Source organism: Pseudomonas sp. HMWF006, assembly GCF_003061205.1.
In the GTDB taxonomy this organism is placed as follows: Bacteria; Pseudomonadota; Gammaproteobacteria; order Pseudomonadales; family Pseudomonadaceae; genus Aquipseudomonas; species Aquipseudomonas monsensis.
This window is the reverse complement of the sequence record NZ_QAIU01000189.1, coordinates 3,650-16,058: the sequence shown is the minus strand read 5'-3', so window position 1 is coordinate 16,058 and position 12,409 is coordinate 3,650. Positions and strand designations below refer to the sequence as shown.

At 61.1% G+C, this 12,409-nt stretch carries 11 protein-coding genes and 1 pseudogene; 2 read left to right on the top strand and 10 right to left on the bottom strand.

The features are described 5' to 3' along the window. Positions 1–180: 180 nt before the first annotated feature. The 3 genes from DBR24_RS07495 to DBR24_RS07485 all read right to left on the bottom strand — a co-directional run bounded on the left by DBR24_RS07495 (position 181) and on the right by DBR24_RS07485 (position 3,396). Positions 181–1,134, bottom strand: coding sequence for an adenosine deaminase (locus DBR24_RS07495; protein WP_128614375.1), 954 nt, complete (start codon positions 1,132–1,134; stop codon positions 181–183). An 80-nt stretch (positions 1,135–1,214) separates the two neighbouring features. Continuing rightward, complete coding sequence (locus tag DBR24_RS07490; RefSeq protein WP_128614374.1) at positions 1,215–2,180, bottom strand: 2-oxoglutarate and iron-dependent oxygenase domain-containing protein; 966 nt, start codon at positions 2,178–2,180, stop codon at positions 1,215–1,217. A gap of 142 nt (positions 2,181–2,322) precedes the next feature. Beyond that, positions 2,323–3,396, bottom strand: coding sequence for a BMP family ABC transporter substrate-binding protein (locus tag DBR24_RS07485; protein ID WP_128614373.1), 1,074 nt, complete (start codon positions 3,394–3,396; stop codon positions 2,323–2,325). Between the two features lie 285 nt (positions 3,397–3,681). On the opposite strand from DBR24_RS07485, the gene DBR24_RS07480 reads away from it, so the two are divergent. Next, positions 3,682–4,773, top strand: coding sequence for a calcium:proton antiporter (locus tag DBR24_RS07480; protein WP_128614372.1), 1,092 nt, complete (start codon positions 3,682–3,684; stop codon positions 4,771–4,773). Between the two features lie 125 nt (positions 4,774–4,898). Here DBR24_RS07480 and DBR24_RS07475 read toward each other — a convergent pair whose 3' ends face one another. The 3 genes from DBR24_RS07475 to DBR24_RS07465 all read right to left on the bottom strand — a co-directional run bounded on the left by DBR24_RS07475 (position 4,899) and on the right by DBR24_RS07465 (position 7,585). Next, positions 4,899–6,257: an 8-oxoguanine deaminase gene (locus DBR24_RS07475; protein WP_128614371.1), complete on the bottom strand. Its 1,359-nt coding sequence runs from the start codon at positions 6,255–6,257 to the stop codon at positions 4,899–4,901. 254 nt (positions 6,258–6,511) lie between these two features. Beyond that, positions 6,512–7,207, bottom strand: coding sequence for an SDR family oxidoreductase (locus DBR24_RS07470; RefSeq protein ID WP_128614370.1), 696 nt, complete (start codon positions 7,205–7,207; stop codon positions 6,512–6,514). Between the two features lie 27 nt (positions 7,208–7,234). Next, a complete protein-coding gene (locus DBR24_RS07465; protein ID WP_128614369.1) occupies positions 7,235–7,585 on the bottom strand; it encodes a MerR family transcriptional regulator in 351 nt (116 codons plus the stop codon). Between the two features lie 83 nt (positions 7,586–7,668). On the opposite strand from DBR24_RS07465, the gene DBR24_RS07460 reads away from it, so the two are divergent. Further along, positions 7,669–8,115, top strand: a complete 447-nt coding sequence (locus tag DBR24_RS07460; RefSeq protein WP_128614368.1) for a hypothetical protein — start codon at positions 7,669–7,671, stop codon at positions 8,113–8,115. A 59-nt stretch (positions 8,116–8,174) separates the two neighbouring features. On the opposite strand, the gene DBR24_RS07455 is transcribed toward DBR24_RS07460, so the two are convergent. The 4 genes and pseudogenes from DBR24_RS07455 to DBR24_RS31675 form a co-directional block, all read right to left on the bottom strand. Next, positions 8,175–9,101, bottom strand: a complete 927-nt coding sequence (locus DBR24_RS07455; RefSeq protein WP_123471136.1) for an ABC transporter permease — start codon at positions 9,099–9,101, stop codon at positions 8,175–8,177. After that, entirely contained in the window at positions 9,101–10,207 is a 1,107-nt protein-coding gene (locus DBR24_RS07450; protein WP_128614367.1) for an ABC transporter permease, read from the bottom strand. Before DBR24_RS07450 ends, DBR24_RS07455 begins: the two co-directional genes overlap by 1 nt. Positions 10,208–10,220: 13 nt before the next feature. After that, a complete protein-coding gene (locus DBR24_RS07445) occupies positions 10,221–11,768 on the bottom strand; it encodes an ABC transporter ATP-binding protein (protein WP_128614366.1) in 1,548 nt (515 codons plus the stop codon). 541 nt (positions 11,769–12,309) lie between these two features. Further along, a pseudogene (locus DBR24_RS31675) lies at positions 12,310–12,409 on the bottom strand (thymidylate synthase); the annotation flags it as partial.

Below are 12,409 nucleotides of genomic sequence, written 5' to 3'. Positions count from 1 at the left end.
GGATGGAGACGCGGGGCAAGACGCTGGAGGAGCTGACTGAAACCCAAGTCGCAGGCTGAACACAAATCCAATTGTAGGAGTGAGCCTGCTCGCGATGGCGGTGTGTCAGATACAGATGTTTCGACTGATACGACGCGATCGCGAGCAGGCTCACTCCTGCAAAGGGTTATGCGCTGAGGTTTACGGTTTTATCAGACGCGCATCCAGGCTGTTTTGCGCCAGGCGCTTGGCTTGATCCTGGGTCATGCCCAGGTGTTCGTGCAACGCCTGGAAGTTCTCGGTGACATAACCGCCGAAGTACGCCGGGTCATCGGAGTTCACCGTGACCTTCACCCCACGCTCGAGCATATCGAGGATGTTGTGCTGCGACATATGATCGAACACGCAGAGCTTGGTGTTCGACAGCGGGCACACGGTCAGCGGGATCTGCTCGTCGATGATCCGCTGCATCAGGCGCTCGTCCTCGATGGCGCGCACGCCATGGTCGATGCGCTGGATTTTCAGCAGGTCGATCGCTTCCCAGATGTACTCCGGCGGACCTTCTTCACCGGCGTGGGCTACGGTCAGGAAACCTTCGTGGCGAGCACGGTCGAACACCCGCTGGAATTTGCTTGGCGGGTGGCCCATCTCGGAACTGTCGAGGCCGACGGCAACGAAGGCGTCACGGAACGGCAGCGCCTGATCGAGGGTTTTCTGTGCTTCGTCTTCGCTCAGGTGGCGCAGGAAACTGAGGATCAAGCCGCTGGTGATGCCCAGTTGCTGCTCGCCATCCTTCAGCGCCGCGGCGATACCGTTGAGCACCACTTCGAACGGGATGCCCCGGTCGGTGTGGGTCTGCGGGTCGAAGAACGGCTCGGTGTGAATCACGTTCTGCGCCTTGCAGCGCAACAGGTAGGCCCAAGTCAGGTCGTAGAAATCCTGGGAGGTGCGCAGCACGTCGGCGCCCTGGTAATACAGGTCGAGGAATTCCTGCAGGTTGTTGAAGGCGTAAGCCTTGCGCAGGGTTTCGACGTCGCTCCACGGCAGGGCGATCTTGTTGCGTTCGGCTAGGGCGAACAGCAGCTCGGGCTCCAGCGAGCCTTCCAGGTGCAGGTGCAGTTCAGCCTTGGGCAAGGCGTTGAGCCAGTCGTACATATGCTTTTCTCATCAGGTGCAATGACGGCATTCTACAGATGCTCGCCGAAACAATTGGCAAAACCTGACCAAGCGATCCATCAGACCGCTTCCGGCTCGCGACGATAGGCGTAGGTGTCGGCAAAGCGCGACAGCAGGAATTCGGCGCAGGTGGTGGTCGGATATTTCGCCGGGTGTTGTGAGTCCTGGCAACCGGGCAGGCATTCGATGCGGGTGTCCGGGTGCGGCTCGGCGAAGAACGGCATCGAGTAGCGATCCACCCCCAGCGGGCTGATCACCCGGTGCGGTGTCGAGCGATAACGGTCGTTGCTCCAGCGCGCCATCATGTCGCCGAGGTTGACCACGAAGGTGCCTTCGATGGGCGGCGCATCAATCCAGTCGCCATTGACGTTTTTCACCTGCAGGCCGCCGGCGCTGTCCTGATAGAGCAGGGTGATGCAGCCATAATCGGTGTGCGCCCCGGCGCCTTGCTGCTCGGCGCTGCTGGCGGTGTGGCGCGGCGGGTAGTGGATCATGCGCAGCACGCTGACCGGCTCATTGAAGCGCGAGTCGAAGAAATCACGCTCGATGCCCAGCGCAATGGTCATCGCCCGCAACAGGGTTTGCGCCAGCGCCTGCATGTCGAGGTAATGCTGCTCCATCAAGGCTTCCCAGCCTGCTTGCGCCGGATGGCGATTGGGCCCGCGCAGCGGTTTTTCCGCGAGCACGTCGGGATGTTCCGCTGGCAGGTGCAGGCCCATGTCGAAGGTTTCTTTGAGGTCGCTGGGTTTGTCCGGGTCGAGCTGCTCGGTGGCGATAGCGCCGTAGCCGCGATGATGGCGGGTCTGGGTGATGTCGATCCTGAGTTTTTCTTCGGCCGGTTGTGCAAAAAAGCGCTGCGCGTGATCGAGCAGGGCGGCGATGCGTTGCGTGGAAATCGGATGGCCCTTGATGTAGAAGAAGCCCCATTCGCGGCAGGCCTGGTCGATGTGCCCGGCCACGGCGGGCCAGGCGTTTTCGTCGTTGGAGTAGAGCGGGCTGATGTCGATGATCGGAAGCTGATCCATACGCAATCCTTGAATACGCTGAAGCTCAAATGTGGGAGCTGGCTTGCCAGCGATAGCGGTCTGACAGGCAACAATGATGTCGAATGTGATGGCCTCATCGCTGGCAAGCCAGCTCCCACAGGGTCCGTGTCGTTAGTAAAAGTTACTTCGGCATCTCGGCCTTCATCCCTTCAACGTAGTAGTTCATCGACGCCAGTTCGGCATTGGTCGCACTCACGCCCGCCGGGATTTTCTCCACGCCGGCCTGATCCTTGATCGGCCCGGTGAACGGCTGCAATGCACCGCTCTTGATGTCGGCGATGATCTGCTCGGCCTCGGCCTTCACCGGGGCCGGCACCAGGTCGCTGATCGGCAGTTCAACGGTGCCTTCCTTCAATCCACCCCAATAATCCTGCGACTTCCACGTGTGGTCGATCACGCTTTGCGTGGCCTGAATGTAGTGCGGCGCCCAGTCGTTGACGATCGAGGTCAGCACCGCTTTCGGGCCGAAGTGCGCCATGTCCGAGGCGTAGCCCACGGCGTATACGCCGCGCCGCTCGGCGGCCTGGATCGGCGCCGGGCTGTCGGTGTGCTGAAACACCACGTCCACGCCCTGATCGATCAGCGCGTTGGCGGCATCGGCTTCCTTGCCCGGATCGAACCACGAGTTGACCCACACCACCTTGATTTCGGTGCCGGGGTTGTACTTGTTCAGGGCCAACTGGATGGCGTTGATGTCGCGGATCACTTCGGGAATCGGGAACGAGGCGACGTAGCCGATCTTCTTGGTCTTGGTCATCTTCGCGGCGAGGAAGCCACCGACATAACGGCCTTCATAAGTACGCGCGAGGTAGGTGCCGAGGTTCTTGTCCTGCTTGTAGCCGGTGGCGTGTTCGAAGGTCACCTTGGGAAACTGTTTGGCGACTTTCAGCGTCGGGTTCATGTAGCCGAACGAGGTGGTGAAGATCAGGTCGTAGTTGTCCTTGGCCATGTTGCGGATCACCCGCTCGGCGTCGGCCCCCTCGGCGACGTTTTCCACGTAGTTGGTGGTGATTTGTCCGCCGAGTTTTTCGGCGAGGGCCTTGCGCCCCTGTTCATGCTGATACGTCCAGCCGTGGTCGCCGATCGGGCCGATGTAGACGAAACCGACCTTCAGCGGATCGGCAGCGCTGGCGGTCAGGCTGATCCCCAGACCGATGGCGGCGCACAGCAGTTTGTGCAGCGGACGTATTTGCATGAATTGGAGCTCCTTTTGTTGTGTGTGGTCGAGGGCAATGCAAATTGCTGACCAATAGGACAACAAACGGCTCGAATCTGTATGAAGGCCATCGCGAGCAGGCTCACGCCTACAGGGGACCGCATTCCTCTGTAGGCGTGAGCCTGATCGCGACAGGGCCTGCAAGGCCAATAAAAGTGCACCTGCCAAAGTACCGCTATCAGTTGGTGCGCTAAGGTGTAACGAAACGTTAGCGCCGCGCCGCAGTCAGTAGCTCATTCGAACCTCTCGGCAAAAAGGCCCGCCATGCTCACGATTCTCAAGCAAGAAAGCTTTCTGCTGCTGGCGGTGATTGCCGCGTGCATCGCCTACCCGCTGGAACACTGGATGCTGCACAGCGGCCAGATCGTCGCGCTGATGTCTGGCCTGGTATTGATCGCCTTCATCGTCGCCGCCTCGATGCGCGTCGCCCATCACGCCGAACTGCTCGCGGAAAAAGTCGGCGACCCCTACGGCACGATGATCCTGACCCTCGCCGCGGTGCTGGTGGAAGTGGTGATTCTGGCGATCATGATGAGCAACGAGGCGTCGGCCACACTGGTGCGCGACACGATCTATTCGGCGGTGATGCTCGACATCAACGGCATCCTCGGCCTCGCCGCGTTGATGGGCGGACTCAAGCACGGCGAGCAGTCGTACAACGACGATTCGGCGCGCAGCTACAGCGTGATGATCCTCACCGCCATGGGCGTTTCGATGGTGGTGCCGGAGTTTATTCCGGCGGCCAACTGGAAGATTTATTCGGCGTTCACCATCGGCGCGATGGTGGTGCTTTACGCGTTGTTCCTGCGTATGCAGGTGGGCCCGCACAGTTACTTTTTCAGCTACAGCTACCCGGACAAGCGCCGCAAGAAAGAGCCGGTGGAGGAGGCGCAGAAACCGCTGAGCCTGGCGTGGTCGATCGGCATTCTGGTGTTCGGGGTGGTGGTGATCGGCGCGCTGGCCGAAGTGATGTCCAAGACCCTCGATCTGGGTCTGGAAGGCACAGGCGCACCGCCCGTGATCACGGCGATTCTGGTGGCGGCGATTTCGGCGGCGCCGGAGATTTTGACTGCGTTGCGTGCGGCGTTGGCCAACCGCATGCAATCGGTGGTGAACATTGCGATGGGGGCGTCACTGTCGACGGTGATCCTGACTGTGCCGGTGATGGAAGCGATGGCGCTGTACACCGGCCAGCCATTTCAAATGGCGATGACCCCGGTGCAGACGGTGATGATCTTCATCACGCTGATCGTCAGCGCGATCAACCTGAATGACGGCGAGACCAATGCCATCGAAGGCATGACCCATTTTGTGCTGTTTGCGACCTTCATCATGTTGTCGCTGTTGGGCCTCTAAGCCCACCACAAAACAATTGCAGGAGTGAGCCTGCTCGCGATAGCTGAGTGTCAGTCGAGATATTCATACCTCATACACCGCAAATGCGAGCAGGCTCACCCCTGCAGGGTTTAACCCGCTTGGGATCAGGTCCCGGCGATCAACTGCCGAGCCGCCTGGCTGTGATCAGCGATCAGGCCTTTGAGGTCCAACCCTTCGACCTGACCATCCACCACGCGCCACTTGCCACCGATCATCACCCGATCCGCGCGGTCCGCACCGCACAACAACAGTGCCGAAACCGGATCATGGCTGCCGGAGAAACGCAGCTCATCGAGCTTGAACAATGCCAGATCCGCTTGCTTGCCCACCGCCAGTTCACCAATGTCGGTACGCCCCAAGAGGCTTGCCGAGCCTTTGGTTGCCCAGCCCAGCACGCGTTCCGGGGTGATCTTTTCCGCGCCGTAGCGCAGACGCTGGATGTACAGCGCCTGCCGCGCTTCGAGGATCATGTTCGACGCATCGTTGGAGGCCGAGCCGTCTACGCCCAGACCAAACAGCGCACCGGCATCGGTCAAGTCGATACTCGGGCAGATGCCGGACGCCAGGCGCATGTTCGAGCTCGGGCAATGGCAGATACCGGTGCCGGCCTGGCCGAGGCGGGCGATTTCGTCCGGGTTGAAGTGGATGCCGTGGGCCAGCCAGGTGCGCGGGCCGAGCCAGCCGACGCTGTCCAGATAATCCACGGTGCGCAGGCCGAAGCGCTGCAGGCAGAAGTCTTCTTCGTCGAGGGTTTCCGCCAGGTGTGTGTGCAGGCGCACGTCGAGCTTGTTCGCCAGTTCGGCGCTGGCCGACATGATTTCCGGGGTTACCGAGAACGGCGAGCACGGCGCCAGAGCGATCTGGATTTGCGCACCGTCGCCACGCTCGTGGTACTCGTGAATCAGGCGCTGACTGTCGTCGAGAATCACCTGGCCTTCCTGCACGGTTTGCTGCGGTGGCAGGCCGCCGTCCTTTTCGCCGAGGCTCATCGAGCCACGGGTAAGCATGGCGCGCATGCCCAGTTCACGCACGGTTTCGACTTGCACGTCGATGGCGTTTTCCAGACCGTCCGGGAACAGGTAGTGGTGGTCGGCGGCGGTGGTGCAACCCGACAGCAAAAGCTCGGCCAACGCCACTTTCGTCGCGAGGGCGAGTTTTTCCGGGGTCAGCCGCGCCCACACCGGGTACAGGGTTTTCAGCCACGGGAACAGCGGCTGATTGACCACCGGCGCCCAGGCGCGCGTCAGGGTTTGATAGAAATGATGGTGGGTGTTGATCAGGCCCGGCAGGATCACATGCTCGCGGGCATCGAACACTTCATTGCACGGCGCGGACGGTTGTTGACCGGCTACCAGCACTTCGACGATCACGCCGTCTTGCAGCACCAGACCGCCACGGGCATCGAGCGCATTGGCCGTGAAAATGGCGAGGGGATTTTTTAACCAGGTACGGGTCGCGGGCATGTTGCCGGCTCCTCTGAAAGTGGGGTTCAGGGTTGCCAGCTCAGTGTTGCCCTGTCTGCTGATCCAGGGTCGCCGCGAAGGACGAGGCGCGCAGTTTCAAACAAATCGCGGCATCGGGCAAGCCCAACCCGACAGGACAACTCACATCCCTGTGGGAGCTGGCTTGCCAGCGATGGCGGCGGATCAGCCACCTCATGCGGAGACTGACACGCCGTCATCGCGGGCAAGCCCGGCTCCCACAGGATTTGCTTTGCTCACCAGGGAATGGTTTCACCCTTGTAGTTGATGAAGTGATGCCCACCCTTGCCGGTGTACGCATTCACCTGATCAATCAGCCCACGCGTGCTGGTGTCCACGTCAAGGTCGGCACCTTCACCGCCCATCTCGGTCTTCACCCAGCCCGGGTGCAGCGACAGCACCGTGAGTTTCTGCTCGCCCAATTGCGTGACGAAACTGTTGGTCATCGAGTTCAGCGCGGCCTTGCTCGCTTTATACAACGCCAGTTCCGGCGCGTCGGGTACGGTGACGCTGCCCAGCCCGGAACTCATGAATGCCAGTACACCGCTGCCGTCGCGGATCTGCCCGACGAAGCGTTGCGCCAGATTGATCGGCGCCACCGCGTTGGTGAAGAACAACTGGCCGACTTCGGCCAGTGTCGCGCCACCCGGGGTCTGCACCTCCGGGCCTTTGACCCCGGCGTTGACGAACAGCAGGTCGAAGGTTTCGCCCTTGAGCTGTTGGCTCAGGGCGATCACGGCTTGCTGATCATCCATGTCGAGCTTTTCGATCTGCACGTTGCCCAGTGCTTTCAGCGCCTCGGCGTTCGCAGGATTGCGAACCGTGGCGGTGACTTGCCAACCGTCGGCCAGCAGGGTTTTCACCAGGCCCAGGCCGAGGCCCCGGGAGGCGCCGATGATCAGTGCGTGCTTGGCAGGATAAAGTGCGGACATGATGGGCGTTCCTTGAAAGTTGAAAGATCACGGGTTCAATGGACAGCGTTGACTGAGCCGATGCTGCAATTCGTGGCGCAGCTCGCCGAGCTCGGCCATGCGGGTTTCGACCAACTTGAGCTTGTCTTGCAGCAGTTGCGTGACAGTAATATCGGGGTTTGGCGATTGCCACAACGCGCCAACGCTGCTGCCGATCTCGCCGAGGGTAAAGCCCAGGCGCTGCGCCGTTTTGATGTAGAGCACCAGTTGCACCATCTCCGGCGGATAGTCGCGATAACCGTTGGCGCTGCGTCGTGCCGCGATCAATCCGCGCTCTTCGTAAAAACGCAACGTGTCACGACTGACATCGCAGGCCTGGGCTAACTCACCGATGCGCATCTTGCAGATCTCGAAAGTGTTTGACCCTGGAGCATACTCCAGGCTTTAGCGTGGTTGCTCCCTGAATTTTCGGAGCAAGGATGATGTGGACTTCAACGCAGTATCGGCAGTTGGTGCGCGGCAGTGCCTGGTATGACTTGATCGTGACGGCGGCGTTTGTCACACCGTGGAGTTTTGCTGTGTTGCATGGGTTATTGACGGCGCTGAGTCAGGCGCTGGATCTGCCCGGCGAGCTGCCGCCGTTCGAACCTGTGCATCGGTTGATGGCTAATTTGTTCGGTTCGGTGGTGTGCATGTGGGCGGTGCTGCGGATTCGTGATCCGCAGCAGATTTATGGGCGCTATGACGCGGTGACGCGATTTCTGTTCGCCGCGTGGCTGGCGTATGCCTTGGCCCACGGCGCCAGTTCGTTGGTGGTAGGTTTTCTGGTCCTTGAACTGGCGTGGGGTATTGCTCAGGTGTTGCCTGTGAGTAAGTCTTCGCGAGCAGGCTCGCTCCCGCAGGAGATGGGTATCACCTCACATTCCTGAGTCGGGCGCGGAAAATGTGGGAGCGGGCCTGCTCGCGAAGAGGCCCGCTCACACACTAATCAATGGCCGGCCTGCCAAGGCTGCCCCAGTGATACCGGCGCATACAACCGAGTCCGCACCGCATCGCGCGACAACAGTACCAACACCACAATCGTCGCCACATACGGCAGCATCGCCAGCAGACTCGACGGAATCGCCAGCCCCAGCCCCTGCGCCACCAGGTGCAGGATGCTGGCGAGGCCGAACAGGTAAGCCCCGAGCAACAGGCGCCACACCCGCCAACTGGCAAACACGACCAGTGCCAGGGCGATCCAGCCGCGCCCGGCGGTCATGTTCTCGGCCCACATCGGCGTGTATGCCAGCGACAGATACGCCCCGGCCAACCCGGCCATCGCCCCGCCGAACAGCACCGCCAGGGTGCGCACGGTCAGTACCGGCAAACCCATTGCACTGGCGGCATCCGGGTTTTCGCCGACTGCCTGAATGATCAATCCGACACGACTCTTGATGAGCACCCAGGCCACCAGCGCAAACAGGGCGAACGACAGGTACACCAGCAGATCCTGGGCAAACAGCATCCGCCCGATCAGCGGAATTTCACTCAAGTACGGAATCGCCAACGGCTCGAAGCCGGCCAGTGGTTTACCGACCCAGGCCGCACCAACAAACGTCGACAGTCCCACACCAAAAATCGTCAGGGCCAGGCCGGTCGCTACCTGATTGGCGTTGAACACCAGCGCCACCAGGGCAAACAGCGACGACAACAGCATGCCGGCGAGCATCGCCAGCAACACACCCAACCACAGGTTGCCGCTGTTCAGTGCCACGATAAAACCGATGACAGCGCCAAACAGCATCATCCCTTCCTGGCCGAGGTTGAGCACGCCGCTCTTCTCGCAGATCAGTTCACCCAGCGCCACCAACAACAGGGGGGTGCCGCAACGCACCATGGCGTAGAAAATATTGCTCAGCAGATCAATGTCCATCACAGCGCTCCGGCGGTTACGGCAGTGGTCGAGGTGCGCCGTGCCCAGCGCAGTTTCAGGCGTGGCCGATAGAGAATCAGCACGTCACTGGCGAGCAGGAAAAACAGCATCATGCCCTGGAACAACTGGGTGATCGCTTGCGGCAGGTTGAGGGTCATCTGCGCATTTTCGCCACCGATGTACAGCAGCGCCATCAGCAGGCTGGAGAACAGAATGCCGATTGGATTCAGGCGCCCGAGAAACGCCACGGTAATCGCCGCGTAGCCATACCCCGGCGACACCTGTGGCACCAGTTGACCGATCGGCCCGGTCACTTCGCAGACTCCGGCCAGCCCGGCCAAACCGCCGCTGATCAACAGCGCCAGCCAGATCAGCCGTTTCTCGCGAAAACCGACAAACCCCGCTGCACGCTTGTCCAGCCCAAGCACTTTGATCTGGAAGCCGACAAAGCTTTTCTTCAACAGCACCCACACCGCGACCAACGCGAGCAGGGCGAAATACACCCCGGCATGTACACGGCCATCCTCCATCAGCAACGGCAGACGACTGGCGTCACCGAACATCGCCGACTCGGGAAAGTTGAACCCGGCCGGATCCTTCAGCGGCCCGTGCACACAGAACAGCAACAGGTTCAGCGCGATGTAATTGAGCATGATGCTGGTGAGGATTTCATTGGCGTTGAAGCGCGTGCGCAACCACGCGGTCAGCCCGGCCCACGCGGCACCGGCGAGGGTGCCGGTGAGCAGGATCAGCACCAGCGCCCAGCGGCTTTGCATGTCGATGATGTTCACCGCCAACGCACTGCCGGCGAGTGCGCCAAGCAACAGTTGACCTTCGGCACCGATGTTCCAGATGCGCGCCTGATAAGCCACGGCCAGCCCGAGTGCGCAGAGCAGAATCGGCAACGCCTTGACCAGCAATTCGGAGACGCCATACAGGTCGCTGACCGGTGCAATCAACAGGGTGTGCAAGGTGTGCAGCGGATCATGACCGAGGGCCATAAACAGCAGCGAACCGCAGCCCAGTGTCAGTAGCGCCGCCAACAGCGGCGAGCACCACAGCATCAGGCGCGATTGCTGGCCACGGGGTTCGAGGGAAAGCAGCATGTGAATAACTCCGTTAAGCCGTGGCGGATGAAGGGGGATTATCGAACTGGCCGGCCATCCAGCCGCCGACATCGCTCAATAAAGTGTCCGCCGTGTTGTGCAGGGCTGACAGGCGTCCCCCGCACAATGCACCGAGGCGGTCGCTGATCTGGAACAGTTCGTCGAGGTCTTCGGAGATCACCAGAATCGCCGCACCGGCATCGCGCAACGCGATCAGCGCACGGTGGATCGTCGCGGCCGCGCCGACATCCACGCCCCAGGTCGGGTGCGCGGCAATCAGCAGCTTCGGTTGCTGGAGGATTTCCCGACCGATGATGAATTTCTGCAGATTGCCGCCGGACAGGCTGCGCGCAGCGGTTTGGGTATCCGGGGTTTTCACGCCGAAACGCTGAATGATCTGCTGAGCGAGGGCTTCGACTTTGCCGCGCGCGATCAAGCCGTTACTGACCAGTCCTCGTTGAAACGCCGTCAGCAGGGCGTTGTCCGCCAGACTCAGTTCCGGCACCGCGCCATGCCCGAGACGGTCGGCAGGGACGAATGCCAGACCGAGTTTGCGTCGTGCATCCGGGCGTAAATCGGCGACCGCGTGTTCGCCAAACCGAATCGTCGCGGCCTCGGCGCGGGGCAGGGTGTGCTCACCGCTGAGCAGGGCCAGCAGTTCATCCTGCCCATTGCCCGCCACCCCGGCGATGCCGACAATTTCACCGCTGCGCACTTGCACGTCGATATCGCTGAGTGAGCAGCCGAACGGGTCCGGGTTGTGCCAGCTCAAGCCCGCCACCTGTAAAAACGCCGCGCCGCCACTGACTTTCGGGTAGTCGCCGATCAACGCCGCCGCCTCGCCCACCATCAGTTGCGCCAGCTGTTGATCCGAGCATTCGGCCGGTACGCAATGCCCGGCCACGCGGCCGCCGCGCAACACTGTGGCGCTGTGGCACAAGGCGCGCACTTCCGCGAGTTTGTGGCTGATAAACAGAATGCTGCAGCCCTCGGCCGCGAGGCGGCGCAGGGTGACAAACAGGTCGTCGGCTTCTTGCGGTGTCAGCACCGAGGTCGGTTCGTCGAGGATCAACAGGCGAATGTCTTGCATCAGGCAGCGCACAATCTCCACCCGTTGTCGCTCGCCGATCGACAGGCTGTGGACAAGTCGCTCCGGCTCCAGCGCCATGCCGTAGCGCCGTGAGACTTCACGGATCTTCGGCTCCAGCTGTTTCGGCGTGCCGGCCTTCGCGCCCATTGCCAGGGCAATGTTTTGCGCCACGCTGAGGGTTTCGAACAACGAGAAATGCTGGAACACCATGCCGATCCCCAGTTGCCGCGCTTGCGCCGGGTTGCGCACGGTCACGCGCTGACCGTGCCAGTGCATCTCGCCGGCGTCGGCCTGGGTGACGCCGTAGATGATCTTCATCAACGTGCTCTTACCGGCGCCGTTTTCACCGAGCAGCGCATGGATTTCTCCGGGGGCGATCGTGAGATCAAGGGCGTCGTTGGCCAGACAACCGGGGTAGCGTTTGCTGATATGGCGCAGTTGCAGGCGCGGGAGGGGAGGCGCGATAGGCATGACAGGCTCGACTGGCTTGGAGTTGTGCCTGTGGATAAAGCAATTTCCTGGCCATTGAGTCAGGAACCGCCGGTGCCGCTGCATCAAGGCACCTTGGGCAGAGCATTCGCCGGCAAATCGCAGTGTTGCCTGGCACCAATGCAGAGCAAAGCCGTTGATCCGGCTCCAGTTTTGCCCGCTGGCAACTGATCAAAAAACGAACAATTGCGTGGGAGCTATGCAGAACCTGCGACTGCGCCAGCCATGAACGGGTTATCCACAGGTTGCTCCACAGTATTTGTGCGCAAGCTTCCCGCCGAGGCATAAGCACGGTGGTGCTTTCTTCCAATGGCGATAAACACGGCTAACTGATTGTTTCTGCGTGAAATTTCCGTTTCATTGCGAGGATTGAACGAAAAGTGAACAAACCGCGCAAAGCCACGTGACAGAAGGGTTACAGCGGTATGTGCTCAGGTTATCCACAGTTGGGTGCACAGCGGATGTGGGCAACTCTGGGGAATAAGGCATTTCGGGGTCGCCCCAAAAGATCGCAGCCATGCTGTTAACGCTGCAGCAGAATCCGCCCCCGACTCAAATCCGCCAACTGCGTTTGCAGCAACTGAATCTGCGCCTCACCCACCGCCAGCTGCAATTCCACACCA

What these genes read in the sequence shown, in the direction of transcription:
- DBR24_RS07485 (WP_128614373.1), bottom strand. Translation starts at nt 3,396, where the DNA reads ATGCAAATACGTCCGCTGCACAAACTGCTGTGCGCCGCCATCGGTCTG.
- DBR24_RS07450 (WP_128614367.1), bottom strand. Translation starts at nt 10,207, where the DNA reads ATGCTGCTTTCCCTCGAACCCCGTGGCCAGCAATCGCGCCTGATGCTG.
- DBR24_RS07455 (WP_123471136.1), bottom strand. Translation starts at nt 9,101, where the DNA reads ATGGACATTGATCTGCTGAGCAATATTTTCTACGCCATGGTGCGTTGC.
- DBR24_RS07470 (WP_128614370.1), bottom strand. Translation starts at nt 7,207, where the DNA reads ATGTCCGCACTTTATCCTGCCAAGCACGCACTGATCATCGGCGCCTCC.
- DBR24_RS07490 (WP_128614374.1), bottom strand. Translation starts at nt 2,180, where the DNA reads ATGGATCAGCTTCCGATCATCGACATCAGCCCGCTCTACTCCAACGAC.
- DBR24_RS07480 (WP_128614372.1), top strand. Translation starts at nt 3,682, where the DNA reads ATGCTCACGATTCTCAAGCAAGAAAGCTTTCTGCTGCTGGCGGTGATT.
- DBR24_RS07445 (WP_128614366.1), bottom strand. Translation starts at nt 11,768, where the DNA reads ATGCCTATCGCGCCTCCCCTCCCGCGCCTGCAACTGCGCCATATCAGC.
- DBR24_RS07495 (WP_128614375.1), bottom strand. Translation starts at nt 1,134, where the DNA reads ATGTACGACTGGCTCAACGCCTTGCCCAAGGCTGAACTGCACCTGCAC.
- DBR24_RS07460 (WP_128614368.1), top strand. Translation starts at nt 7,669, where the DNA reads ATGTGGACTTCAACGCAGTATCGGCAGTTGGTGCGCGGCAGTGCCTGG.
- DBR24_RS07465 (WP_128614369.1), bottom strand. Translation starts at nt 7,585, where the DNA reads ATGCGCATCGGTGAGTTAGCCCAGGCCTGCGATGTCAGTCGTGACACG.
- DBR24_RS07475 (WP_128614371.1), bottom strand. Translation starts at nt 6,257, where the DNA reads ATGCCCGCGACCCGTACCTGGTTAAAAAATCCCCTCGCCATTTTCACG.